We start from the raw sequence: 25,918 nt of genomic DNA, 5'->3' as shown, positions 1-25,918 counted from the left end.
AATTAGTTAGGTGATTTACATGCCAAAAATCAAACGAAATACCCATGATGTCGAGATTGGCAAAGAAGAAGATATTGAGATTCGTGGGCGGCGTTTTCGTCTGTATTTCCAAAACCGCTATACATTGATTTCCTTAGCGGTTGATTTACTCACAGGAATCTTTTATGTCTTAGGAAGTATTGCTTTGATCACGAAAATCCCTGATTATTACAGCAATTACCTATATTTGGCAGGTGCTATCTTTTTGACCACTCGTCCCATCTTGCGTATCGTGCGGAATATCTTTATTTACGATGAAAAGAAACAACGGAGAGAACAAGCAAAGAGGTTGTGACAGAAGTGCTCAGCTCCGAGAAATAAGCGTGAACCCCCAAAAAATTGTTCTTCAAATTTTTGGGGGTTCACGCTTATTTCTGTAGGAGCTACTTCTGGAACACCATTTATACGGTTATAGGAAGTACAAAGGCACTACTATTTCAGGCTCGTTTCTCTTTTTATCCAATGGTGTCACTTTGATATAAACGGGTGGATGTTCCGCCTTCTTCCTTGACCGTGGTCAAAAACGACCAATCGTATCGTTCATAAAAGGACGTATGATCTGTGATCAAATACAGTTTTTTGAATCCTAATCGATACATTTCTTTTCTGCTTTGTTCTAGTATCCACTTCGCTAACCTTTGTTTTCGTTTTTCTGGCTCAACGTACAAGGCACAAAGATTAGGAGCCAAATCAGGACGATCATGGAAATCATTTTCGATGACACCGGCACCCCCAACAATTGCTTCATTTTCATCTAGAACCACGTACCATTGTGGAATGCTGTCCTTTTTAACGATACCCGCATGAATACTTTCTTCATAAACAGCAACAGGAATCCCCCACTTCGAAGAAAACCAGCGGGCAGTTTCTTTTAACAGTTCTGGATGTTCACTTAATCTGATCCATTTATACGTATTCAACTTTTTCACCCTCCATTCGTTATCCATGTGTTCGACAAATAAATGATTCATCATTTTTTATTGATTTTGAATTTTTGCTTCTTTTTCTGAGCTAAGCTAAAATAGGGGTCAAAGGAGTGAGCGAGATGATTGCACACAAAAGAGATGAGCTCCATGTAGTTTAAGCAACTAAAAAATTACATGGAGGAATCAATCATGACAAATATTTACGACGATCAACAATTTTTTGACCAATACAAAGAAATGCCTCGCAGCAAAAAAGGATTACAAGGTGCTGGCGAATGGCCAACGCTTGCTAGTATCTTTCCAGATCTTCATGACCAAACAGTCCTTGATCTTGGATGTGGCTACGGCTGGCACTGTCGTTACGCCGCTTCACAGGGAGCAAAAAAAATCATCGGTGTCGATTTATCTGAGAAAATGCTAGAAGAAGCACGCGCTCGAACCAACGATCCCAAGATCAGTTATCGACAAGACGATATTTCAACGATTCAATTTGAGAAAGACTCGTTTGATTTCGTATTCAGCTCTTTGGCTATCCATTATGTGGCGAATTGGGCGCAACTCGTCAAACATGTCCATCATTTTCTAAAACCGCATGGACAATTTCTTTTTTCCGTTGAACATCCTGTTTTTACAGCAGACGGTCGACAAGATTGGATTTATGGCGAAGAGGACCAGATCATGCACTTTCCGGTTGATCATTATTTTGACGAAAGCGAGCGCCACACGAATTTCTTAGGCTCTCCTGTAAAAAAATATCATCGAACAATCACCAGTTATCTTGAGACTTTATTGTCGAATGGTTTTCAGATCAACCATGTGTTGGAACCTATGCCACCTACTCACATGCTAGATTTGCCTGGTATGAAAGAGGAATTACGACGTCCGATGATGCTGATCATTTCTGTGACAAAAATGTAGAGTCACATCATCGATATCAACTAGTCTAGCTATACCCAAATCTTATTAAGCGTCTGGAAATAGGTTTCCCCTATTTCCAGACCTTTTTTATCAACTAAAATATGATTTCTGCCGATTCAAGGATTCAATCCTTTTCTATCACTGAGTGTTTGATTTCTTCTTGTTGTTTTTTAGAGAATTTCGCTAGCACTAATTCATAAGAAATCAAAATCATTTTTTCGATTTCTTCATCTGATAGCTCATCTTTAGCTAACATGATCGAATTCCAATGTTTCTTATTCGCATAGTAACCAGGAATAATGATCTCAGGATATAGCTTCCGCAATTCTTCATTTTTTTCAGGAAAATGTTTTAGCGTGATCAGTGCTTTTTCATTTGCTTCTGGGCTCATCATCCCAAACTGCTTGCCTAATAAATCAAAATAAAGCGTCTCCCAGTCTTCACGAAAATACACTTTTGCAGCCGGTAAAGAACGACCATATTCTTGGAATCGCTCGATCCTTTTTTGGATATCTAAAGTATTCATACACTAGCCTCCTAACGAAATAAAATGCTTACAAAAACTATACGTTGCTTTCCCAAAAATAGCAACGATAACAGTAGTAATGCAAAAAACGGAGAGCACGCACTGGCTCTCCGCTTTTTTATTAAGCTTTTAATGTTTCTTTTTTCATCTCTTGGATCGTTGCTACTTTAACAAACGGTAGGTAGATCAAAATTGAGATCAATAAGTTGACCGCAGATAATACTGCGCCAGATAAACTGTTTGTTGCTAAGAATCCGCCGATCACTGGTGGTGTTACCCATGGTGGCATTACTGTAGCTGCTGGTACAAGTCCTGTTGATGTCGCAAAGTACGCAACAGTTACTAAAACCATTGGTGTTAAAATAAATGGAATGAACATCACTGGATTCAACACGATTGGTAAACCAAACATCGTTGGCTCATTGATGTTGAAAATACCAGGTGCAATCGATAAGTTTGTTACGACCATATAAGGTTTATTTCTACGTCCTACTAAGTAGATCGCAATCAATAATCCTAGTGTCGCACCTGTACCACCTAAGTTGACAAAGCTGTCAAAGAAAGGTTTGTTGACGATAAATGGTGCGTTTTGTCCATTAGCAATCGCTTCTACGTTTGCTTGGATCGCTGGTGCATTGATTGTTTGCATCAATGGATCGACCATGTTTGCTCCGTGAAGTCCGAAGAACCAAAGGAACGGTGTAATAAATGCAAGTAATAATGCAGATGGATAAGAGTTAGCAAGACCCATAAATGGTTCTTGAACTACTGTGTAGAATGCACCGACAATATCAGCAACACCAAATGCAGCGAAGATCGCAGCGACTAGTGCAAATACTGAGATCGTGATCATTGCTGGTAGCAATGAAGCAAATGCTTTCGCAACTGCTGGTGGCACGCCGTCCGGCATTTTGATGATCAATTTTTCATTTCCGCTTAAACGTACAAAAATCTCTGTTGAAATAATACCCACAATAATTGCAATAAATAATCCGTTTGAACTCATACCTAGAGCGCCGCCTAGTGCGAAAAATGAACCTAAAGAAATCACTCCGGCAGATACGCCGTCTTTACGGTAACCATTTGCTAAATGATATGCTAATAAGAAAGCAATCAATACAGAAAGAATCGCGAACGTTCCGTTCCATGCAGCTGCACCGAATCCTTTCCATGCTTCGCCGCCAAAAATCGAATTCATCAATTCTTGGAAACCAGGAATTGGCAAGTTATTGATCATAACAGCTAAAGCGCCTAAAATCATCAATGGCATGCTGACCATAAACGCGTCACGAATTGCCACTAAATGACGTTGCGCACCGATCTTCGATGCGACTGGTATAAAATGTTTTTCCATAAATGCTACAAAGCTATCCATATCTTTCTCCTCTTTTCTTTTTTAAAATCTACGCCTCAATTCGACGATATAGATCGATGATTTCTTTCGCTAAATCAGTAAAAGCGATCGAAGTCATCAAGTGATCCTGACTGTGGACAGTCAATAATGTCACTTCCATATGTTCGCCTTGCGCTTCTTGTGTTAGTAAGCCAGTTTGTGAATGATGCGCTTGAACAAGTGACTCTTCTGCATCTTTGATTTTTGCATCTGCTAATTCAAAGTCGCCTTTTTTCGCAGCAGCAATCGCTTCCATTGCATCGCTTTTTGCGTTCCCGCCAAACATGATCAATCCCATGATGGCTTCTAGATTTTTTTGATCTTCCATTTTCTTCCCTCTTTTTCTATTATTTATTGATCAACGTTTCTGCTTGTTCTAAGACTTTGGCACCATTCATCATTCCGTAGTCTTGCATATTGATGACATCTAATGGAATTCCCTTTGGTGCTAATTTTTCAGCAAATTGACTTTGCATGAAACGTACTTGTGGGCCTAATAATAAAACGTCTACATTTTTTGATTCTAATTGGCTATCTGCTTCTGATGCTGAGACTGCAAAGATGTCTGCTTCTACACCTTTTTCTTCTGCTGCTTTTTGCATTTTTGTCACTAATAAACTTGTACTCATTCCTGCAGAGCAGACAAGCATGATTGTTCTTTTTTCCATTTTCGAACACTTCCTTTTCTTATTCTTACACTTTTATATAAGCAATTACCGTGCCAACTTTTAAATTACTCAATTCCTTGATAAATAAAGGGTTTTCAAAGAGAACGGTTTCAACACACACTGATTTTTCTTCTGCACACTAATTTTAGTGTGCGTTTATTTGAATCATAGAAATAGATTTCACTTATCACCTTACCTGCCTTATCTTCCTGTTTGCCCACGCTTTTATCCTTCTTTCCTTTCTATTCGTACAAATTCTCCTTCTAACAACCGTTTTCCAGCTGTTTTTCCTAAATATAGCGGGATTAAATTGTTTCAGAACCTTAGATTTTTTATTTTTAAAACATCTACTCTAGACTCTCTAAGTGGCGACTTTTTTGTTGATCTCACTTCGTTTGTCAAACATAACGTTTGTAACTATTGAAATACCTACCTTATTATTAATTTTTGATTAATTTTCAAGTAAAATAAGATTACTAATAGATAAGGTAAATATAATATAATTAACAGGTCATCTGTGATAAACATCGTCTATACTCGATTTTTGAATAACTTTATCATGAAAAGAAAATAACTGTTACGTAAATACAGGGATGAAAGGCAGGCTATAATCAGTGACTAACAATGGTTATCAAGATTTTACTCTCGGTGAGCTACTGAACGACATACGGAAAGAGAAAAAAATATCGACAAAAACAATCTTTTCTTCAGGAATCACACGTCCCACATACTATCGTTTTGTTCGAGGGGAAGGTGAAATCAGTCTTGTCAATTTTTTCAAAATCACTGAAATCCTTGGAATAGAACTAACTGAATTTGAAGAGTTGATCCCCCTGATCAAACAAGGACATAAAAGTTTAGAAAATAAGTTAGCAGTGGCTGTATCAAAAAAAAATAGCCATGATGTGAAGGCAATAAAAGAGGAATCGTTGGAAATGTTCAACAAGACAGATGGATTAGGCTATCTCTATATCCATTGGCAAGCAACGTTGAATTATGCAAGTCTACTGAACGACACTGCACAGTTTGAACAAGTTGTTCAACAGATAAAAACGCATTTGGAAAGTATTGATTTATGGACAAATATTGAGTTGAGGTTGTTTTCTTCTATTGAAGAAACACTACGATTTGAAGAGTACGATCATTTTTTCAAAAATTTTTTATTAAGTCATAAAAGATTTGAAGATGAATTTGACCCATGGATTCTTGATTCATTGTTTTTTAGTTATTATGAAACAGCGCTAGACTCTAGAGACATCCTTCATGTTGAATCTGCAACAAATTTCATCCTAAATCGAAACCCTAACAGATTCAACTATCGATTTCGACTATGGCGTTTGTTTCTAGTGGCCGTTACCCATGTACTTGAGGGCAGTCATGAATATGGACAAAAAAAGTATGATAAACTGAAAAAAATGATTATCTATATCTTTAAAGATGAGCACAAAATCGTTTTAGAAATCAATCGATTGAATACGTTATGGGATAAAGTATGGCGAATCGTTCTCATGCCTGTAGAATAGCGTACATTCCCATCCTCAGCCTATTCGATCAACTGAGGATGGGATTGCTGTACAACAAAAAGTTACGGTAGAGTCATTTAGTTGCGCATGTTCTTTATAGATATGAAAAGCACATCGTCTTTTATGACCAAGCGATTTTGATTTTAAAAGACGATGTGCTTTTTGCATATTCTATAGACATAGGAAGTCGGTATCTTTTTATACCCTAAAACTAAAGAAATAGTATTTTAAAATAAACAAAAAAATAGAAGGTTGTAATCACACGTGGGATCCTCAACCTTCTATACTATAGAAGTAACTATTCTCTTTGAGTTACTGCTGAAAAACTTATTTTTTACGATATACAAGTTTTCCATTTTGTTCTGTTAAAGAAAAGATTTCTTGCTCATGTTTGTTTCTTCTTTTTTGCCGAGTTGCAGTATCTAAACTCGTTTCAACTGATGATGCAGGCTCAACCACATGTGCTGTTGTTTGCTTTGCATCACTTGATTCATTATTAACATTTGCTTGTGCTACAACATGGCGGTCTACCCTTCTTTGGCCAAGTGGTTTATCCCCTGTTGACCGATCAATATCCAGCAAGACCTCAAGTTTTTTATTTGTATGGCTACTATCAACTCGTTCCTTAACTGTTTCGCTTTTTACCGATTGATAAGCCACCAAAGATTCAGCAGATACTGCTTGTTTTTTATCAATATATGTTGACTCCTCTGGTGGATTTGGCGACTCAACTTTCGAGCGTTGTAGCGATCTATTTTCTTCAGTAAAAAAAGTATACCCAATTGTTGCTTCAGTGTTGCTTTTCTGGTTTTGCTCCGTTTCTTCTGCTATCTCTTCATCTTCAATGTCGATTTGATGGATTTCATCTAATAAACTTTTCGAGAAAAACCAACCATCTTTCTTTTTTTTCGTCATGTTCAACCTTAACTCCTTTAAAATTTCTCTATTTAAAGAGAATTCGCCCCTCAAGTTCTTTACGATGTATGGGTCCAAAAATTCGACTATCCTCCGAGACACTACTGTTATCGCCTAAAACAAAAAATGTGTCCGCAGGTATATACTCGATATTTTTCATTTCACTTGCCGATTCTGGGCTGATCAAAAAATTCAACGCAGGTGCTTTATTTGTATTTCCTTGATATAACGTTAGATTTAGATCATCTATGACAACTAGATCCCCCGGAACCCCCACGATTCGCTTCACTAACTGATCTGAGTTTTTATTTTCAAAAGCCACAATCTCATATCGACCAATCGTCGCCATCCGATCAACAATGACCATCTCGCCTGAATGAAGTGCTGTATCCATTGAGTCTCCCTGCACTTTGTGGATTCGATAGCGCATGCTTCCATACAAAATAACCCCTAGCATCAATAGGATAATCAAAAAATAAAGTGTTCTACTTTTCTTTTCTTTCAGTTCCCCTTTTGACCAAATCAGCACCTAAACAGACCTCCTTTACAACGATCGAAGTACTATTCTCATGTATCCGTCAACTCTTTTATACGTTCTAATAAATCAACGGTCATTTTATGATCATTGATTCTGGTATTTTGTATTTCAAAATTCATATACACACATAAAACCAATGCAATACTCATCAATAGATTAACGACTATTAAAGAAAACATGTGCTTTCTTATTAGTTGGTCTTGATAGATGCCTATCTTTTTCAGTGTAAGAGGCTGATCAGCCACACGACGTTTCAAATTCAATAATCGGATCTGCTTGATCAAGATAAACGTCAAATAAGACAAATTCCCCAGTATGATCACCAGGATCACTCCATTAATCATCATTTATTTCTCTCCTTATACTATAGGTTCAGGTCTAACAGCTCGCCCTCTCCACTAAACAATATTAAATAGGATCACAGGTACAAGTAAGAAAAAAACGATGGGAATCAACGTTTGCAATGGGTCTGAAACGACTCTGGAAGCCACGATCATACTTGTTGCATTGAATGGCTCGATCGGTGAATTTTTTACGATTGTCCCATCGATGGTTTCACTATTTTTCTCAAATCCGATTTCGTCTAACTCTGTCTCATCCATCTCATTGATGCCTCTGACACTGACCAATTTCCCTTGAACGACTCGGCGATAACGCGTACCAATATCTCCTTCACATCGCACTAATGTAATCATTGCTTTGCTTCCTGCTTTTTTCAATTCAAGCAACTCTACTTGTGTATCTTCTACCACTTCATTATAACTGACCTCGTAGATGTAAAGATCCTTGAAGTCGGTCGCATAGATTTTGTCCTTCATATTCAACTGTGAAATACGATTGAGCAAAACATCTTGATCAAATATATTATGTGCTAACAGTACATAGTTATCCATTCCCAACTGTTGCTTTTTTGTGTACGTTGCCACACCATTCATAAGATTCTCATTGTTCATTCCTGCTAAAATAGGTAAGTCGATCTGAACATTTGGTATCATCAATTTACCAATCCCCCAATCATTGACGGTCTGTTGGAAGTTGATTTTAGCATTGGAATAATTCCCAAGGTTCACACTAGCAATATCTTCTTCAGTATAGGAAGCTTCGGATATTTTTTTCAGATTATAGTCAGCTAATTCACTATTTTCTCCGATATTGATCGTTCCGATTTCTTGTTGTCTTTGAATTTGTGTATACCCATAAATTGCTACGCCTAATAAAACAGTCATTGCCAGGACTAGCGTAACGAAAAAGCCTTTTGTAAGTAGGTATAAGCGCCGTAATTTTTTACGGGCTGTTTCAACTTTTTCTGGATTATCTGAACGAAATCGTTTCACTAAGTAACGATAACGTAAAACGAGGCATGCGAATATCAGGAAACATAATGACAATGACCCTAATACAACGTTTTGATAACTCCAAAAGTTTCGTTTAACGACTGGTTTGTTCAATGCTTCTTCATAAGGAACTCTTACGCCATTCACTAATAAACGATAGGTGTTGACTCCTGGTGGGGTACAAGTCAATAAAGTAACCATATCTTTGCCCGGTTGGATTTTGACTTTGTCCACTTCTGTCGGTAAAACTTCTTCGAAAGATTCGATTTGATAAGCCAATCGCTTGCCTAAAACATTGATAAAAAATAAATCTCCGACTCTTAGATTGATGATATCCGTAAAGAGCACTTGGTTTTGTACGCCACTATGACCTGTAATCACTGATCGAGTGTTTTCACCACCAATTGAAATCGAGCTTTTCTCAAAATGTCCCAAACCTCGATCCAATGTAAGATAATCTGTCCCATGATAAAAAGGCATTTTTTCGATATCCAAGGAAGGAATATCCAATGTTCCCATGACACCAGCCGAATTCACGAGTGTCTTATAGTCTAGTTCATTTAAATTGACTGCCTTTCCTTGTTGTTGTTGAAATAGTCGTTCATTATATACTTTCGCTCGTTCGAACTCATTTTCGATATCTTTTTCGGTCAACTTCTCTAGTGCGTGATCATAACCAATCGTTGCTGAGCTACGTTCACGATTTGCAAGATAATTGCCCACGATTGGATAGAGTAATGTAAGTGTCCCACCGACAATCAAAACAATCGCCAAAATAAAAGCCACTGAGATTTTTTTCTTTTCATTCATTATTTCCCCTCCTTTTTCACCTGTTTTTATATTTTGGAAAATAAATTAGCCGCTCATTTTCTCTAATGCATTTTCAAAAACACAAAAACTAAACGATATGAATACACTGGTACTAGGTAGAGAAACACCATGAATCGATCATTCTTCGTTTTCTTTACTTAGTACCTCGTGTATACAATTTTCTTTATATGTTTACATCAACAGTTTTCAAATCATTCTTATAGAAGTGCTGGAACCTCTATCTATCACTAGAAATCGTTGCGTAAAGCGATCCACCTAACAAATAACTATCAGCAGATTGCTCAGCCTCTTCTTTCCTTATTTACTTTTTTGTGTGGTTGGAAGTTCATTATTCCAATCAACCCTATCATTAAAGTAAATCCTAGTGTTAAATAGACAGGCCATAGCTCTCCGATATTGCCACTAGTTTGCGGGATTCTCGTTTTAGTCGTTTCACTTGTTGGCGGGTTTGAACCCGGCGGATTCGCTCCCGGTGGCGTTGTACTGGTAGGTGGCACAACCACACTGGATTTCGGATAAATAAACAAGTGATCGATTTGATTTCCTTCCTTTGTCACCATTGGCAATTCTACTACGACCGGCTTCGCAGGTACCGTCAATCCTTTATTACTTAATTCGGTGACTTCATATAATCCCTTTGGCAATGTAACCGTTGCTTGACCGCTTGCATCAGTAGTGATTTCGACTGGTTGGAATCCTTCGACTTCAGTAAAAGGATCATCCTGATTATTACTTGGTGTCACTTTTACGATACGGTAACTTATCCCAGCAAACGGGTCTAAGGTACGTCCATCTTCACCTTTCACCTCTGTCGTCAATGAATCACTTGGCTCAGATGGCAATAATCCATTATCTAGTTCTTTAGCAGAGAGTTTATATTTAACAACGGTCAGCTGATAAGTCCCTTCATCTGCAAATACAGGGGAGGTGAACCCATAGCTTAGCAAGTTGCTGAAAATCACACTTAAAAGCAAAAGTGAACGAATAGATATACGTAAGTTGCTTAATCGTTTCATGATCATTTCCTCCTTGCTTTCTTGCGATTCATTTCATCCCACTGATATTTCACACCTAAGCCTACTAAACCAACTAATGTCAAACTTGCAGAAATGATCAATAACCCTTGGATGATATCCGTGCTACCAGTAAACGGTAATTTTGTCACAACATCATCTTCTGCAAAAACATACTTGATTTGATCTTTGATCCCAACAGTTACATCGATTTTTTCTTTTAACAGCTCATACCCTTCAGGTGCTTTTGTCTCGATCAAATAATAGTCACCATAAGGAATTTTTGAAAAGTGGATTCGGCCTTTTGAATCTGTTGTATTCGTTTGGACCAATTTATCCGTTGCTTTTTCATGTAGCTCAAATTCTGCGCCGTCTAGTAAAACGCCAGAGGCTAGTTGATGCTCCCCATCAACATCTGGTTGTCCATCTTTATCTTGATCTACTGCTGTACCTGATTCATATTTGAAAAGATAAATATCACAATTCGCTTCAACGATCCCTAAGTTCAAGTAGTCTAAATGATAGATACTATCCTTTGAAGTGATCATGCCTGGTAAGTTACTCAATTGTTCCGCGACATATTCGCCCGTTCGATAGGTCGTTTGACTAGCTTTCGAATTGATGGATGGGTCGTTTCCGACCATCGGTGTCGTAACAGAAAATTCATGTTTTTCTACTTGGTCGCCAATTTGGAACTCTGCGACATATTTTCCTTCTGGTAAATACATAAATTCATACTTGCCATCAGCATCCGTTAAAACAGTTGAATTTCCTTTCTCGTCAACAAAGCTCGTTCCTTTTAAGTTATGCTCAACCAGTTGATCTGTGATTTTGTCGGGCTTTGCAAGACTCGTACGATATAATTTCACAGGAATACCGGCTTTCTTCGGTTCTTCTGAGTTATATAAGCCATTGCGATCAAGGTCTTCCCAGGCAAAACCAGTCACATTACGTCCATATACTTTAGTCATCGTTGTTTGAGATTCAACTGGCAGATCGATTTTGGCATTCATTGTCGCCGCATTTTTATAAATATCCCCTGGCAACTGATCCACCGGTCGGACATGAATAGATAATTCAACGCTCTCGCCCTGTGCCATACGATCCTTCGTTACCATAAAGCCTGTGGCATTTTTGATATTGGCAACAGCTGTCGTACCTGGCGTATATTTAGTCCAAGTACTTAGATCAATGCTATTCGGATTCGTTTTTTCATCGACTTTTTTAGTCGTATAGTAGATCTCATAGCCTGCTTTATCTACCGAAACGTCTGTTACTTCCAACGAACCGTGGAAGACTGTTCCACGAGAATCGCCATCATAAGGCAAGACATCCATCAAGCGATATTTCTGTGCCTCTTCAACTGTATTATTCGTTGAAGTAATAGAATAAGTGAAGTCAGTCTGTGCATCCTTCTCCGTTAATGGAGACATCTCAGCATTTCCTGTCTCGATAGCGGTTTTATCCACTCGTTTATCAACTGTCAAGACTTGAAGCAGTTGTTCGCTGAATTGATCTTGAGAAGATCGTGAAAATTCTGACCGCGTATCTTTGAGACTAGGGTCATCAGATATCCACATTTCACCGACTGTGACGACCTTCAACGCTTGCCCCATTCCCATCTCATTGAACGTCAGTTTGGAAATATCACTATCTGCTTTAAAATTGACTTCTGTTCCTACTGCCAGCGAAGATTTTGGAAATACCCAACGTAAGACAGTTGTGCCATCTGATTTTTGAGTGATTACAGGATCAGCCATTGGTTTACCACTTGCATCATTTGCCGAACCCGCAATATAGTTGATTCCTTTAGGCAGGGTGGTGTTCAATGCAGTATCATAATTATTCGCGGTTGAGCCTTTCAATGAACCTCGCACTTTGACATCAATGGTCTCTGTTGTCTGGTACAAGGACTTTGCAACTTCCGTACTTGTCGTAATACCAAAATCTTGGATAAAGGCATTGGTTCCAATATTAAAGGCTAATGTGTCACCCTTAGTATTATAGGGAACCTCCACATCACTGCCATCTGCTTTCCAAAAAGCAGGAATAAAAGTCGTACTATCACCATTAGGTAGATTTCGAATGATTGTATCATCGGCTTTCTTTAACGCTGCTGCATTTAAAACAACATAAGGATTCCCATTACTATCTTTTGATCCAGGGGTTCCAATCACTGTAACTGGTACACCATTCCAAGTACTAAGGGAAGTTACGTCACCAAGCGGATACTGGAATCTTACTGCACCGATCACGCCAGCTGCTTGTGCTTTTTCTACCGTAGGATACCAGGTGTATGCCTCAGCAAGTTTAGTCGTATTGGTCAACGTCAAACTAGGCATAGCATTGCCGTTTTTCCTGACACCATAAGTCAAATACGAACGTGCAGAGTTATCAGGCTCCGTTCGTTGCGTATAAGGCTGCCGGGAATTATCATACTTGTACCCATTAGTATTCCACTGAAATATTTGGTCTGATTTCGTATTTTCAGGTAGATATTGTTGAATGTGCCAACCACCAATATATGTCTTCTGCCCGCGCATCAACAAAGGTTTCCCCATATTATTGGCCCAGTCAGTAAAACCAATATCTTGATTGTAGCCCGGCGGACGGATATTAGTCACAGGGTCAGGCAAATCTAAATCAACGATATTTGGCCCAGCTGTCATCGCCCCAGGAGGGATATAATAGCTGCTGAAATTCAAGTTTGCATCGTTTGCTACTGTATTCCCATCATAGGTTATCGAAGGAATACTTAGATTCAACGTATAATGTTCCCATTGATTATCAACCATCAATTGTTTCAGCTTGGCATCATACCAATTGAAGATAAATTCAGCACTGACAAACGCTTGATTGGTATACTCATTCCCCACAGTCGTATAGGTATACGGGTTTTTGATACCAGCGTAATTCTTGACTTTCCAAGTTTCTTGATAAGATCCTAAGCTGACTGATAGATCGCCAGAATTGAATACACCGATCTTCGTGCGATCACCTGACGGTTGCGCATAGTACACTTGTTGTGTTTTTCCATGCGGTACAGCCAGTGCATTTTTCAATCTTGTAGGCGTAAATGTGCTTGCATAGGCTGCTCCAGGATTTGTAGTTTGCCAACTCGCTGCCGAACGATTTGCATTTGTCACTGAATAAAAGCGGGTTTGTGCTGAATCGTACAGACTCTTATCGACTGTCGTGATTGTCCCATTTTTTGTACTCGTGACTTTTTGGTTCATGTTGAACGAAATTTCGCCTTGTGGATACGTCGAACCTCTCAAATCACCATTGCTTCGATCTTTTAAATTCGTCAGCTGGATCGTCAACCCTAGATCATAAACTAAATCAGTGTTCGTTGCTCCAGGTTTGTAAAGTTGAAAATCACTTTGTTCGCCACGAACCAAACTAGCTGATACTGATGCTTTAGATGAAACGATTGTTTCTAGTACATCTAGCACACTAAATTGCTCAACCGTGTAACTTTTATTAAACGTTTCGACTTCTCCAGTATCTTGGTTTAACGCATCCACGATCTGTAACTTGAAAGTTGGTTTGAACTTTGTCCCATTCGCAGCGCCGAATGTGTTCACCACTACAGGTACAAAAATTTGTCCTGAATCACTGATCGTCGACTCCATAACACCTTCCGAATATTTCGTTCCATCATTCGCAGCGGTATCAAGTAAATTACCATTAGCGATCTCAGCATTCATGAAGGTTTTCCCATTCACTAAAGTCACTGCGTTCGGCAACTCACTAACGACACGATACCGAATATCCGTATAATTTTTGTTTGCTAATGTTTGAACAGAAAAGCCGATTTTATACAAGATCTGGTCATTCGAGCGAACAATATTATTCGTTGCAGAGCTGTCGTAACCAGGATTATTATTTGTATCAAACGTAGCTGTCCCCGTATTTACAGCCAGCTTCGCATTCGAGATGATAATTCCTTCACCTGATGTTGCTGCATCAGCTGCGGTTGCTGATATTAATTTAGGCGTTACTAAAGAATCTTCAGCAGGATAAGCTTTTTCTAACAATTGATTCAAAGACATTTTCGTTGGTTTCGTATCTGCTACGATGACATTGTTGTAATCGATGTCTTCTAATACCGGTTCTGTCGCCTCTTTGTTAGTCACGCTCTCCGTATTCTCTGTTGTTGAAGAAGGGATCGTTTCTTCTTTGCTATTTGCTTGGCTACTTGCTTCGCTACTATTAGCAACTTGACTGCTTTGTTCAGTTTCAACCGTCGCTTCAATGTTCTCCACTGGTTTCAGCCATTGGAACATTGTCTGATACTCTTGCGAATAGACATCTGTCGCTATAAGGCTGAGATCTTTTTTCAAGTCTCGGAAAACAAGTGTGATTGGCTCATCTTTGACTAAACGCAAGTAGATCTCGGAATGAGTGGGATCTTCCTGTGGCACGACTGAGACGGCATCACTTGTAGTTACTTCTACTTGTCCTTCACTTGCTTGTTCAGTGGTCGATGACACTGTTTGCCCAATGCCCAAACGAAGAAGTTCATCGTTTTGATTAAACGTATCAGCTGATGTTGTCTGAAGCGGCTTTTCTTGATCGTCTTCAAACAGCGCCACTGTATAATCCCCATTCGCTGGTAAAACAAGCAAACGATTCTCATTACTTTTGATGGTGACTGTTGCCATCTCTTCTGTCAGTCGACTGTCTTTTGTCAATACGGTCTGATCATTATTGATAACTTCAACTAAATTTGCATTTTCTTTTGCTAGAAGTGGACCCCCTATAGCAATTTTAGCGACTATACTAAGTATAATCGCTAAAATGATTACCAACAGAGGAGTCTTAAATTTAAAACTAAAAAATCTAGTATTCATTGATTACTCCTTTCCATGGCGCTTACTAAACTTTTTGACGTTTTTTATCAATGACAACTACTGCAGCACCAATCACAATTGCACCTAGCGCAATCGCAACTAACATCGTTGTTCCTTGTCCCCCAGTAAATGGCAACTTTGTTTTAGGCTTGTCAACGACATCTAATTCAACATTTCCATCATTTTCTGTTGTCAACGTAACTGTTACTTTTTGGGCTTCTTTTAGTAATTCGTAACCTTCTGGCGCTTTCGTTTCCACTACCCAGTAGTCACGACTTACTTCATTTTCTTCCACGTAGTTGTTGTTGTTCGCATCTACCCAATCTAACGCTAATCCGTTGAATTGTGCCTTGCCGTCTTTATCTGAAGTTGAAGTCAAATAGCTGACGCCTGCTGGTAATGTTGCATCTTCTGCATAGGATTTGCCATCGTCTGCTAAAAAGATCTTATTGTTTGCATCACTTTCAGTTAATGCAATTTTAAATTCTGCACCTGCCAAAGCCGCTTTTGTATCTTCGGCTGTTTTGTTCAAGTCAAATCCACCTGTATAGTATTTTGGATTTGTTGTTGGCGGTGGTGTAGTTGTTTTTGGTTTTTGGCCAGGAATTTGGTGATGTTCCGTGAAGGTATTTTCTAAAATACCGTTCCAATTTTCCGCTACATGCGTTTCTAAGATCGTGCGGATTTGTGTATAGCCATTAGCTGCAGTTCCAACTTTTTGTAATCCCGTTTCAGTCAAAGTCGTTGTTAGCGTATTGCTTGCTTCGTCAAACGCAACAGTATAATCAGCTGCAGCTAAATCAACCCATTCGCTTGCATCATCTTTGCGTACTTGCATTTTTGCACTATCTTTCAGATAAGTTAATTGCTTGTCTAAGGTATCGACCATTGAAAAGTTTGGTTCTAATACACCTGAAGCATCGCGGTAAATAATTGGTTGGCCTTTCACCATGTCAACGGTATCAACTACATTCCCATTTGCATCTAAAATATCGAGCGTGCCATCTTGGCTAGCTACTTGCCATAATCCCGCAGGAACATTTGTCGTCATTTCCCATTCAAAATCTTCTCCAGCTCGTACAGAATCACCTTTTTCATCATTGATCATCTTAACCGGCTCGATTAGATCCTCTAAAATATTTTTTGGTTCAACTTGTACATCATAAATCAATGAAGACAAATCTGTTCTGCTTGTTTGAGGTACATACACGAAAAATGGTGCTGCTGGTGTTTCTACTTTTTTACCGTTAGTTGCAGCTAGATCTGAACCTGTGCGGTCATCAGCTAGTTCTGTGACTAGGTATATGCCATCATTTGCTTTTCCTGTACCTAAATCAAGTACTGCCTGACCATTGGAATCTGTTGTGATCGTTTGGGCAGCAAAGGTACTATCGATTGTATAATCAGTGCCTAATACTTGTTTTTTTGGATCGGTCAAGGAAGCTTTCCCCGAAACATTCTTGACACGTTCCACTTTGAATTTGATCCCTGGAATAACATCTTTCTCTGGATTTGTAGCTGTCCCATCTCCTGGAGTACCTAATTCACTGTTATCTGTTACTGCGTACTTCCAAATCGTTAATGAGCGTTTTGAAGTTGTATCTGCTACTGGATTATTTACTGTTTCTGCTGCTACTATTTCTCCATCTAAAAAGTGAACTGCTCCCCCAGCAGTGACCCCGATTGATAATAATGTCGTTGCAAACAATAAACCTGATAACACTTTTCTTTTTGAATTTTTCTTCATATCCATCTTCTTCCTCCTACTTATACAAAAAAAATTTAATCGTGTTAGGTTTAGTCGCTTGTCATTTTAAGATTTTTTGATGATGCTATATTTCCTAACTGAGGTAAGAATAATATATAAAATACGTAACGTTCTTGAAAGTTTCGCAAATGATACTTTTTACATATAAATAACTATTATAAAAAAGTTCAAATATTACTAATACCGCAAAAACAATGATAAAATATGGTAAAAACAGTTTAAATAACATTTGTTTCGATTAGATTTCTGTAGTTAAAAAACATAATAAAAGCATATAATTGAGAATTATGTTTTATTTTCATTGAATTTTCATTTATTTTTTATTATTTTAAAGGTTATTTTTTCATTTTCTCCCAATATAAAAACCACGAATGAATCAGTTATTTATACATTTGTTATATTTAAAGAAATATTGTTTCATTATTTTCTATTGGCGGAGTCACTAGTCAAATATCCCCAACAAATTTCCTGAGCTTCCAACTGATAGGATAAACGACAGTTTCCTAAGCACTCACTTCAACGCTTAAAAATAAATCTTTTATCAGCTGTTTAAACTTAGTTGAAATCTGTACTTCTATAGATGTGATCCCCACTTAATAAAATAACGAAATACTATGTTTTATCAACTTGATTCCTTGTCTTGATTTCAGACAAAATTAAAAACCACCAATATAAACTGGTGGTTCCCTCTTTGACTGACAACAGCTTCTGTCAATTATCGATGTAAAAGGTTTCTAACATACATTCTGTTCGATTAAACGACTTTTTGAATAAAATGTCACTCTATTTTTCGGATTTCCTTACGTTAAGTTCAAACTCAGCCATTTTTTTCAAAAAACTTAATTCCTTTAAAATTTGTAAGGATACCACTTTTTCATTCGTCAATTCCTCTAACTCTGCGACTCTTTCTTTCCAAAAAGCACTATTGGGGCTTCTCATCGTTCCTCCCTCCTATGCTTTTTTCTTGATCGTTCGTTTTTTTCCTTCAACTCGTTTTAATTCTCTGATTATCGCTTTTTTTTCAACTGTTGGTTTTCCATCTAACTTCGTGATATTGTCATTGAACTCACGCACGGCATTTTTTTGGAATTCTCCAAACTCTAGTAATGCGTCGATCAAACTATCTTTGATCCCTTTTAATCGGTCCTCTTCTTTCGCCAGTTGACGCTTTTGTTCCTCAAGTTCTTTTTCTGCTTGCGCCTGCGCTTCAACTTCTTGCGCATACATTTGCAGAAGCTCATTTTCTGCTTTCTTCAACAGTAAGTCGCGTTTTTCTTCTGCTTCTTTAATCAGCTTTTGAGCGAACAAATCAGCTTCCTCAAGCGTTTGTCTAATAATTTCTTGCGTCTTTTCAAGCTCTTTTTGCTCAGAAAGTTGTTCTTTTAAAGTCTCAATGATATTTAGTTTTTCCGTTAAAATCCCTGAAGCTATTTCATTGGCTTGCTTCAGATTTTCGATTTCTTTCGATTGTTGTTCATTTTCTGATTTTAAGTCCTCAACCTGTTTATTCCACCGGGCAACCTCTTGTTGAAAACTCTCCAAAAAAACATTGACTTCTGATTTTGCATAACCACCAAAAAGACTTGTTTTAAACGTGATATTTTTTACATTTGATCCATTCATTTCATTCTCCAAATCATTCACCTACATTATCGATCGAATTTTTTACTGAGCTCATCCAACGTTGCCACTTTTCATCTGATAAATTATTTATTGCACGTTGATATTCCGAAATGATTTGGAAACGAACATTTTTAGCATCTGTTTCAAGCCCCTCGATTTCTTTCAACATCATTTGCTTCTTTTGTTCTAAATACTCGATTTCTTTCGCGGTATCTTCAACTGCTTTAGATTTCTCCAATTCAAGCTCTTTCATTTGTTTTTTATACTGACGATCCGCATCATTTAAGTTTGCATTTGCTTCAGCTAAAAGATTAAAGGCCTCTTCTTTCACTCTAACAACTTCAATATTCGCATCTTTAACGATTCTATCTTTTTCGATTAATGCGTCTGTGACGATCTGTTTGGCTTCGACTTTCGCTTTTTGTTCAATTTTAAAAGCGACATCTTGTGCAATGATCAACGTATCTTCAAAGCTTCTTTTTTTCGAATTGATTTCGTTTTCATCTTCACCAATCTCTTTTAACTTAGCTGACATTTGTGAGATTTCTTTATCTTTCCCAGCAAGTTCTTCTAAATAGCGTTTCTCTTTTTCTTCAAATTCTTGAGCCAGCTCTTTTTTTTGGATCTCAACAAGTTGTATTTTACTATCCAACAAGTTTTCTTCAGATTCCATTATTGTATAATCATCTGCTACATGTTTTAAAAAATCATCGACATCTTGTTTTTTGTACCCAGATAAAGATGCGGTTGGAAAAGTGATCCTTCTGACTTGTTCTGCTTTAAATTTCATAAAACACCTCTTTACTGATTAAATATTTTTAGTGGATCCACCAAATCAGATTGAGTCATATTCACACTAGTTGAAAACTCAAAATGCAAATGTGGGCCAGTGGAATTCCCTGTCGAACCAACATAGCCAATGACACTACCTCTTGCCACTTCTTGTCCAGCTTTTACAATAAATAAGCTTTGGTGTGCGTATAAGGTGAAGTTTCCATCCTCATGAGCAATCACTACATAGTTCCCCCATGATGGATGGTATTCTGCCGTAACGATTTTTCCAGACTGACTTGCAACAATGGGCGAGCCAGCCGGCGCAGCTAAATCGATCCCACGATGAAATTCATTTCCTCGCATACCGAAATTACTGGTTACTACGTACTCTTCTAGCGGTTTCATGTAATCGCCAGCATTATCAATGGCATCCGTCGCTTCAGAATCATATTTTTCTAATTCATACATTTCGATCAACGCATTTAATTTTTCGTTATATGAAATATCGGTTGCATATCTCCCAGTTAAAAAAAGTGTCGCATCTTGATACGTTTCCGTATTGCTACGCCATGCGCCCGAATAAAATTCAGGATCATATGTCAATCCTTCTTTTAGGAGTTTCACGTAATCGACTAAGCTCTCTTTATAAGAATCATAGACTTTAAAGCTTGCTTGGATTGTTGAAAGTTCCCCATGACCATTATCTTCTTGTGTCTCAAATACGACAGAATGATTGGGTGAATCTGACTTGATCCCAAATAAATTATAATAGGGGGTACGACTTAATTGGCTTGTCCCACTACCAGATTCTAAAATCGCTTGGGCGATCATTACCGAGGCGTACAAATCATTTTCTTTGGCAATCTCGCGAGCATCTTCCCCAATTTTTTCAATAAATGATTCAGTGGTCTCACTTTTCTCAAAATCAATGGGATTTGACGTAGTCTCACTCGATAATCGATCGTTCAGCTCTGGTGTACCAGTGGTTGCTGACGATGACACCGGTGGAATGGTTTCTCCAGGTGCTTCTGGTGTTACTGGTACCGGCATTTCTTTAGGTGCTTCCGGCGTCACTGGTGCCGGCGTTTCTTTAGGTGCTTCCGGCGTTACTGGTACCGGCACTTCTTTAGGTGCTTCTGGCGTCACTGGTGTCGGCGTTTCTTTAGGTGCTTCTGGTATTACTGGTGCCGGCGTTTCTTTAGGTGCTTCTGGTGCTTCTGGTGTTTCCGGTCCTGGCGTTTCTTTAGGTGCTTCTGGTATTACTGGTGTCGGCGTTTCTTTAGGTGCTTCCGGTGTTACTGGTGCCGGCGTTTCTTTAGGTGTTTCCGGTGTTACTGGTACGGGGTTATCTGTCGCTACTTCTGGTGTTTCTACAGATGTTTCTCCAGGCACTTCGGTATTCACTTGATTCGATCCTTGTTCCGTCTGACTACTGATTTCACTGCCTAACTCATCTGCCAAAACAATCGCATTGCCAAAATAATTTATAAATGTACTCGCAACAATAACTGTTCCAACCATTTTTTTTGTTTTTAATAGCTTCTTTCGCTCCTTACTTCCCAACACGATCATTCGTTCATTTTTAAACAGGATTTTTTCCGTTTTCATCTCTTCACCCCTAGTTCTGTTAGCTCCACTTACTTTTTTGACTTCTGACATAACTAAAATATTCACATGAATATCGTCCTTTTAGTTACAAATTATATTGCTTTTCAGTCCAACAATTTTGTAGGTATAGCATTGACCTTGACCCATAAGTTTTCTAAAGTTTTCAGTTCAAATTCAACAATATGTTCTTCAAAAAAAATCAACTCAACGATTCTCCGTAATTCGTTGTATTCTTCAATCGCTTGTAGATAATCTTTATTTAAATAAGTGCGTGTTACCCGAATAAAAATTTTCCATACTCTAAATCGATAGTTGTATCGATTCGTTTTACGCGCTGCTATAAACGCAAGCGCTTCTTCAAGATGTTTGATATTTTTGCTATCTAATGCGGTCTCAAAGTATCCTAAATATAATAAATCCAGCACAACAAAATCGATTTCCTCTAACTTATTTTCTCTACGTTTGAGAAAATTTTTGAAAAAATAATCGTATTCTTCAAAATCTAACGTTTCTGCAATTGCAGCAAATAATTTTAATTCTACGTTTGTCCATAGATCGATCGAATTGAGATAGTCTCTGATTTGTTTAGCGATGTCCAAAAGCAAGGACTTTTCATTCCTTAAATGTGTCAAGGTGACCATTCCTTGCCAATACACATATTGATACCCCAGTACATCTGTTTTTCTAAATAGGTCGAGTGCTTCATTTTTTATTCTTTCAATCTCTTTATAGTCCAACCTTGAAGTTGCTTGTGCCAAATTTTTTTCTAATGCTTTGTATCCTTCTGTAAAAATCGGAGAAAGTCCTTGAAACTCGGATAATTCTAAACCCAAAATAGAAATGATTTTAAAAAAATTTGTTACAGTCAAATCATTATCACCACGTACAAAACGATAATAAGTTGGACGAGTGATTCCTGCATTAAAAATCACCTTTGTTGAAATTTTCTTTTCTTTACGTATCTCGTTCAGCACACTACCTAAATTTAAGTCTCTATCTGAGGATTTTTTTTCCATCGCGTTCATCCTTTTTTACAGTTACATTTTCTAGTACTTTATACTCATTTTTTCCAAAAAAAGAAATTAGTATCATATTTGAAACTCCTTTTCTAAAAAAAGCAAAAGAAATCGGTTCAAACGTCAAATCAATATAAGTTTTTGTTAAGTTTTTTTTTTACGGTATTCAATTATTATCTGAGTCAATAGCAAAAAATAGTCGCTCAACGTTGAAGGAATGCTCAAAAAAACATTTGATTTTATCACAACTTAAAAAGTATCAGATTTGACACTTATTATTTTTTTCTCATTTTCTCATGTATAATTAAACAAATGTTTGCGCTTTCAAAAAGATGCCATAGACTGATTTTTCTTTAAAGAGATGTCTCTGGCATTCTTCATCTATCAATTTGAGACCAAGAAATCAGTCGCTCACATCCTATAAAAATATTAAATTGCCTACAAGTGATGGGGTCTATTTTTTGTCTTGATTCAAAAAGTTTATTACTCCTTGTATCACAACTCTTTTAATTTTCCTGAAAAAAACAATTTATACCTTTAGTCTCAACTCTCTATTCAAAACAAACGAAGGTGTTCCAGATTCAACTTCCTCAGAAAATAAGGACACTCCTCACACAATAGCTACTAGAAAGGAGCGGGATCAATGCGCCAGACATCGAATAACTATGCACATGTAGGTCAAATTTTAAATACCATTCGGAAAAAGAAAAAAATATCGACTAAAACGATCTTCGCTGCTGGAATCACACGTCCAACGTATTACCGATTTGTTCGTGGCGAAGGAGAAATCAACTTGATCAATTTTCTTAAACTATTGCATATTCTTGGCATTGAGTTGAGTGAATTAGAAGCGGTGATCCCTATACTTATGCCTGAAACACGCCTCTTAGAGAATGAACTGACCGATGCAATCTCTGCAATGGATGCTACAGCCTTAAAAAAAATAAAAAAGAAGGCGTTATTAAGATTTAAAGAAACAAATGAACTGAAGTATCGATATATTTTTTTACGTGCTGAAATTATGTATAACAAGTGGACAGGCAATGGCCAACAGCTCCTTCTAGTCATTAGGCAAATCAAAGATTACTTAGACAGTATTGATTTATGGACAAATGGTGAGCTCCTGCTTTTCTCCTCGATCACCGAAACTTTATCGTACGAAGAATATGAATATTTTTTCAAACAGTTTTTACTGCGTCGTAAAAACCACGAAGAACAACTTGATCCGATCGTATTAGATCTACTTTATTTCGGTTATTATGACACAGCATTGAATTCAAAAAACAAATTGAATGTGGAGCGTGCGACTCGATTTGTTTTAAAAAGAAAACCTAACAGGCATAATTATCGCTTTAGAATTTGGCGATTATTCGTTCATGCAGCCAGAATTTCCTTAACTAAAGATTACGATCTCGGCTTAAAAAAATTTGAACAACTGCAAAGAATCATCGTCTATATTTTTAAAGAAGATTTTACAGGAGAATTTGAATTGAATGCACTGCAAGAAATGTGGAAAAAGGTTCAGGTCATCGTTCATCAAGAAAACTTGTCTGAAACAGGCACCACATGAACGACTCCCCCCTTTCACTCTATCGATGAATTTCTGTTCTTGAAGTACGTACTTTTTTAAGAATCGATCTAAGCGAAAACAAGCTTAGATCGATTCTTTTTTTCTTGAGGGGTTTTAAATCACCACTTTATATTCATTATAATATATTTATTTACTCATGCAAAATTAATCTTTTTCTAATAATAAGAGTGTCATCTATGAAACTTTTATGAATCATTTGTCTTTATTCAACTACTCTTAAACTATGTATGGAAAACAAAAAAGGAGTGACATTCAATCGATACACTTATCTATAGATGCGCAAAACCGGTAACAAATATTCAATACTTAATCGTTGAGGAGGGAGAACATGAAGAAAAAATTTTTTTCAGTAAAACAATTATCTAAGCTATTATTTACCACTTTGTTATTATCCGCTGGTTTATCTTCAGGTAGCAATTTGTTATTACAGGATAACCAAATCATCCATGCCGAAACCTTGGACAATGCAATAGCAAATGAAACATCCCAGCGTACATTAACGATTTGGAAATACGCAATTACTGATTTCAGCCAACTAGAGCCTCGCGGTGACGGTACCGTCACCAATCCAAGTCGAGAGTTGATCCCTGGAATCCAGTTTAAAGTAGAGCGTGTGAACAAGATAAACGGTGGCGCTTCTTTGACCGATCCAAAAGTACAAACCTTAGGAACGGATTATGAAATCGATTCCACTTTTACTGCACAGACGATCACAACAGATAGTACAGGAAAAGCCATACTTGATTTAGGCACCGGTCGTGCCAATGATGGGATCTATTTAGTTACTGAATTGCCAGATAATCGTACAGGTGCTGATTTAGCCGCTACCGATGGAAAAAAGATTGAAACGCCTGTTTATCCATTCTTTGTGTATATTCCACAAACCAGCCGTTCAGATCTATCTTCGTTGATTTATGATGTTCAAGTTGAGCCCAAAAACATTTTGGAAGATTTGCTTCACCCAGACAAGACTATCAATGATAAAAAAGGTGATTCGGTACAAGCTGGCCAGACTTTTAGATGGGAATTAACGACGAACCTCCCTGCCGGTCTCTGGCAAATCGCAAGTCAAGCAGGTACTATCGACATTTTAGATGAAACCGGGAATGCGGTGGATTCGGTTGAGATGGTCGCAGGACAACCCATCGTTTATCGTAATGGTAGCAATTTAGTACAACCAAATTTTTCGATGGTGGACGAACTGAACAGTGATCTGACCTATATTCCTGACAGCGCCAAAATGCAAGTAAGACAAGCTGGCGGAGAATGGATCGATTTGGCATCTGAGGATTACACCGTTTCATTTGAAAGTAGTACAAATACAGTAACCACTACCTTGACAGAGGCAGGGTTGAGCAAAGTAGGGGCGGTAGCAAACGGTTATACGGATATTCGGACCTTATTGAGTACCCATGTTCCTGAAGGTTGGAACAATATTGTTGAAAACACCTTTACCGTCAATCACCAGATTCCTGGGCAGCGCCCAAAAAGTACGACGCCTCCAGAAACGACAAATCCAAAGTACTATACCGGCGGTTTTGATATTGAAAAAATTGAAGAAAATAGCGAAGAAGGCTTAGCTGGTGCAGAGTTCAAACTTGCCATATCAGAAAGCAATGCAAACAATAAAATCTTTATTGCCAGTAACGGAAATAGTTATGCGGAAGATGCCAATCTACCAACAGGAGTCACCTTCTTAACAACGACTTCCGATGAAAATGGCCACGCTACGTTTGATGGATTAGCCTTAGATTGGACAGATGCGAATGACAATAACTATGTGGAAAATGGTGAAGTCTCACGGGATTACTGGGTAGTCGAAACAACCGCTCCACAAGGCTACGAGTTATTAAAAGAAGCACAAAAAGTCACCGTTGACTTAACTACCGCAGATGATGCCACCATTGAGCTGACTGTTCTCAACCGGCCACAAACAAGCTTACCCTTTACAGGCGGAACGGGAAGAACTGCTTTGATCTCAGTTGCACTTATCGCCATTGTGGCTGGTGCAACAGTAAGCTTTCTCTACAAAAAATGGAAGCAAGCATAAAGTCATAC

General features: G+C 37.9%; 22 protein-coding genes. 5 read left to right on the top strand and 17 right to left on the bottom strand.

Features of this window, described 5'->3' with window-relative positions:
- Positions 1-19: 19 nt before the first annotated feature.
- The gene (locus IGL24_RS01800) at positions 20-334 is read left to right on the top strand and encodes a YrhK family protein (protein ID WP_206855597.1); all 315 of its coding nucleotides are present in this window, start codon (positions 20-22) and stop codon (positions 332-334) included.
- Between the two features lie 160 nt (positions 335-494).
- Here IGL24_RS01800 and IGL24_RS01795 read toward each other — a convergent pair whose 3' ends face one another.
- Entirely contained in the window at positions 495-959 is a 465-nt protein-coding gene (locus IGL24_RS01795; RefSeq protein ID WP_207699761.1) for a GNAT family N-acetyltransferase, read from the bottom strand.
- Between the two features lie 195 nt (positions 960-1,154).
- On the opposite strand from IGL24_RS01795, the gene IGL24_RS01790 reads away from it, so the two are divergent.
- Complete coding sequence (locus tag IGL24_RS01790; RefSeq protein ID WP_207699760.1) at positions 1,155-1,883, top strand: class I SAM-dependent methyltransferase; 729 nt, start codon at positions 1,155-1,157, stop codon at positions 1,881-1,883.
- 124 nt (positions 1,884-2,007) lie between these two features.
- Here IGL24_RS01790 and IGL24_RS01785 read toward each other — a convergent pair whose 3' ends face one another.
- From IGL24_RS01785 to IGL24_RS01770, 4 genes are all read right to left on the bottom strand, one after another.
- Positions 2,008-2,409, bottom strand: coding sequence for an MmcQ/YjbR family DNA-binding protein (locus IGL24_RS01785; RefSeq protein ID WP_207699759.1), 402 nt, complete (start codon positions 2,407-2,409; stop codon positions 2,008-2,010).
- Positions 2,410-2,530: 121 nt separating this feature from the next.
- Complete coding sequence (locus IGL24_RS01780) at positions 2,531-3,784, bottom strand: PTS sugar transporter subunit IIC (protein ID WP_206855586.1); 1,254 nt, start codon at positions 3,782-3,784, stop codon at positions 2,531-2,533.
- Between the two features lie 28 nt (positions 3,785-3,812).
- On the bottom strand, positions 3,813-4,130 hold the full coding sequence (locus tag IGL24_RS01775) for a PTS lactose/cellobiose transporter subunit IIA (RefSeq protein ID WP_019723249.1): 318 nt from the start codon (positions 4,128-4,130) through the stop codon (positions 3,813-3,815).
- A 19-nt stretch (positions 4,131-4,149) separates the two neighbouring features.
- Entirely contained in the window at positions 4,150-4,470 is a 321-nt protein-coding gene (locus tag IGL24_RS01770) for a PTS sugar transporter subunit IIB (RefSeq protein ID WP_206855584.1), read from the bottom strand.
- Positions 4,471-5,084: 614 nt separating this feature from the next.
- Between IGL24_RS01770 and IGL24_RS01765 the strand changes: the two genes are divergently transcribed.
- On the top strand, positions 5,085-5,993 hold the full coding sequence (locus IGL24_RS01765) for a helix-turn-helix domain-containing protein (RefSeq protein ID WP_207699758.1): 909 nt from the start codon (positions 5,085-5,087) through the stop codon (positions 5,991-5,993).
- A 327-nt stretch (positions 5,994-6,320) separates the two neighbouring features.
- On the opposite strand, the gene IGL24_RS01760 is transcribed toward IGL24_RS01765, so the two are convergent.
- The 12 genes from IGL24_RS01760 to IGL24_RS01705 form a co-directional block, all read right to left on the bottom strand.
- Entirely contained in the window at positions 6,321-6,908 is a 588-nt protein-coding gene (locus IGL24_RS01760; RefSeq protein ID WP_207699757.1) for a hypothetical protein, read from the bottom strand.
- 28 nt (positions 6,909-6,936) lie between these two features.
- Complete coding sequence (gene lepB, locus IGL24_RS01755; RefSeq protein WP_207699756.1) at positions 6,937-7,437, bottom strand: signal peptidase I; 501 nt, start codon at positions 7,435-7,437, stop codon at positions 6,937-6,939.
- 38 nt (positions 7,438-7,475) lie between these two features.
- Positions 7,476-7,793, bottom strand: a complete 318-nt coding sequence (locus IGL24_RS01750) for a hypothetical protein (protein ID WP_207699755.1) — start codon at positions 7,791-7,793, stop codon at positions 7,476-7,478.
- 51 nt (positions 7,794-7,844) lie between these two features.
- Entirely contained in the window at positions 7,845-9,590 is a 1,746-nt protein-coding gene (locus IGL24_RS01745) for a class C sortase (protein WP_207699754.1), read from the bottom strand.
- 302 nt (positions 9,591-9,892) lie between these two features.
- Positions 9,893-10,627, bottom strand: a complete 735-nt coding sequence (locus IGL24_RS01740; protein ID WP_429968376.1) for a pilin N-terminal domain-containing protein — start codon at positions 10,625-10,627, stop codon at positions 9,893-9,895.
- Positions 10,628-10,629: 2 nt separating this feature from the next.
- On the bottom strand, positions 10,630-15,480 hold the full coding sequence (locus IGL24_RS01735; RefSeq protein WP_207699752.1) for a SpaA isopeptide-forming pilin-related protein: 4,851 nt from the start codon (positions 15,478-15,480) through the stop codon (positions 10,630-10,632).
- A gap of 25 nt (positions 15,481-15,505) precedes the next feature.
- Positions 15,506-17,233, bottom strand: a complete 1,728-nt coding sequence (locus IGL24_RS01730; RefSeq protein ID WP_242699734.1) for a SpaH/EbpB family LPXTG-anchored major pilin — start codon at positions 17,231-17,233, stop codon at positions 15,506-15,508.
- Positions 17,234-18,031: 798 nt separating this feature from the next.
- Positions 18,032-18,187: a hypothetical protein gene (locus tag IGL24_RS01725; protein WP_207699751.1), complete on the bottom strand. Its 156-nt coding sequence runs from the start codon at positions 18,185-18,187 to the stop codon at positions 18,032-18,034.
- A 12-nt stretch (positions 18,188-18,199) separates the two neighbouring features.
- A complete protein-coding gene (locus IGL24_RS01720; RefSeq protein WP_206855560.1) occupies positions 18,200-18,871 on the bottom strand; it encodes a DivIVA domain-containing protein in 672 nt (223 codons plus the stop codon).
- A 13-nt stretch (positions 18,872-18,884) separates the two neighbouring features.
- Entirely contained in the window at positions 18,885-19,661 is a 777-nt protein-coding gene (locus tag IGL24_RS01715; RefSeq protein ID WP_207699750.1) for a DivIVA domain-containing protein, read from the bottom strand.
- A gap of 11 nt (positions 19,662-19,672) precedes the next feature.
- Positions 19,673-21,253 (bottom strand): peptidoglycan DD-metalloendopeptidase family protein, encoded by a 1,581-nt coding sequence (locus IGL24_RS01710; protein WP_207699749.1) that lies wholly within the window; start codon positions 21,251-21,253, stop codon positions 19,673-19,675.
- A 104-nt stretch (positions 21,254-21,357) separates the two neighbouring features.
- Positions 21,358-22,269, bottom strand: coding sequence for a helix-turn-helix domain-containing protein (locus IGL24_RS01705; protein ID WP_207699748.1), 912 nt, complete (start codon positions 22,267-22,269; stop codon positions 21,358-21,360).
- A gap of 643 nt (positions 22,270-22,912) precedes the next feature.
- On the opposite strand from IGL24_RS01705, the gene IGL24_RS01700 reads away from it, so the two are divergent.
- Complete coding sequence (locus tag IGL24_RS01700) at positions 22,913-23,839, top strand: helix-turn-helix domain-containing protein (protein WP_429966280.1); 927 nt, start codon at positions 22,913-22,915, stop codon at positions 23,837-23,839.
- 349 nt (positions 23,840-24,188) lie between these two features.
- A complete protein-coding gene (locus tag IGL24_RS01695) occupies positions 24,189-25,910 on the top strand; it encodes a SpaH/EbpB family LPXTG-anchored major pilin (RefSeq protein WP_207700067.1) in 1,722 nt (573 codons plus the stop codon).
- Positions 25,911-25,918 lie beyond the last annotated feature (8 nt).

Source organism: Enterococcus sp. DIV2371 (genome assembly GCF_050498525.1).
Taxonomy (GTDB): domain Bacteria; phylum Bacillota; class Bacilli; order Lactobacillales; family Enterococcaceae; genus Enterococcus_B; species Enterococcus_B mangumiae.
Note: the sequence above shows the minus strand (reverse complement) of the source record. Positions and strands in the feature narration are given on the sequence as shown.

Bases quoted from the DNA above. Each gene is read 5' to 3' on its own strand.
- IGL24_RS01800 (WP_206855597.1), top strand. From the start codon at position 20: ATGCCAAAAATCAAACGAAATACCCATGATGTCGAGATTGGCAAAGAA.
- IGL24_RS01790 (WP_207699760.1), top strand. From the start codon at position 1,155: ATGACAAATATTTACGACGATCAACAATTTTTTGACCAATACAAAGAA.
- IGL24_RS01785 (WP_207699759.1), bottom strand. From the start codon at position 2,409: ATGAATACTTTAGATATCCAAAAAAGGATCGAGCGATTCCAAGAATAT.
- IGL24_RS01780 (WP_206855586.1), bottom strand. From the start codon at position 3,784: ATGGATAGCTTTGTAGCATTTATGGAAAAACATTTTATACCAGTCGCA.
- IGL24_RS01775 (WP_019723249.1), bottom strand. From the start codon at position 4,130: ATGGAAGATCAAAAAAATCTAGAAGCCATCATGGGATTGATCATGTTT.
- IGL24_RS01770 (WP_206855584.1), bottom strand. From the start codon at position 4,470: ATGGAAAAAAGAACAATCATGCTTGTCTGCTCTGCAGGAATGAGTACA.
- IGL24_RS01760 (WP_207699757.1), bottom strand. From the start codon at position 6,908: ATGACGAAAAAAAAGAAAGATGGTTGGTTTTTCTCGAAAAGTTTATTA.
- IGL24_RS01750 (WP_207699755.1), bottom strand. From the start codon at position 7,793: ATGATGATTAATGGAGTGATCCTGGTGATCATACTGGGGAATTTGTCT.
- IGL24_RS01745 (WP_207699754.1), bottom strand. From the start codon at position 9,590: ATGAATGAAAAGAAAAAAATCTCAGTGGCTTTTATTTTGGCGATTGTT.
- IGL24_RS01740 (WP_429968376.1), bottom strand. From the start codon at position 10,627: ATGAAACGATTAAGCAACTTACGTATATCTATTCGTTCACTTTTGCTT.
- IGL24_RS01735 (WP_207699752.1), bottom strand. From the start codon at position 15,480: ATGAATACTAGATTTTTTAGTTTTAAATTTAAGACTCCTCTGTTGGTA.
- IGL24_RS01730 (WP_242699734.1), bottom strand. From the start codon at position 17,233: ATGGATATGAAGAAAAATTCAAAAAGAAAAGTGTTATCAGGTTTATTG.
- IGL24_RS01725 (WP_207699751.1), bottom strand. From the start codon at position 18,187: ATGAGAAGCCCCAATAGTGCTTTTTGGAAAGAAAGAGTCGCAGAGTTA.
- IGL24_RS01720 (WP_206855560.1), bottom strand. From the start codon at position 18,871: ATGAATGGATCAAATGTAAAAAATATCACGTTTAAAACAAGTCTTTTT.
- IGL24_RS01715 (WP_207699750.1), bottom strand. From the start codon at position 19,661: ATGAAATTTAAAGCAGAACAAGTCAGAAGGATCACTTTTCCAACCGCA.
- IGL24_RS01710 (WP_207699749.1), bottom strand. From the start codon at position 21,253: ATGAAAACGGAAAAAATCCTGTTTAAAAATGAACGAATGATCGTGTTG.
- IGL24_RS01705 (WP_207699748.1), bottom strand. From the start codon at position 22,269: ATGGAAAAAAAATCCTCAGATAGAGACTTAAATTTAGGTAGTGTGCTG.
- IGL24_RS01700 (WP_429966280.1), top strand. From the start codon at position 22,913: ATGCGCCAGACATCGAATAACTATGCACATGTAGGTCAAATTTTAAAT.
- IGL24_RS01695 (WP_207700067.1), top strand. From the start codon at position 24,189: ATGAAGAAAAAATTTTTTTCAGTAAAACAATTATCTAAGCTATTATTT.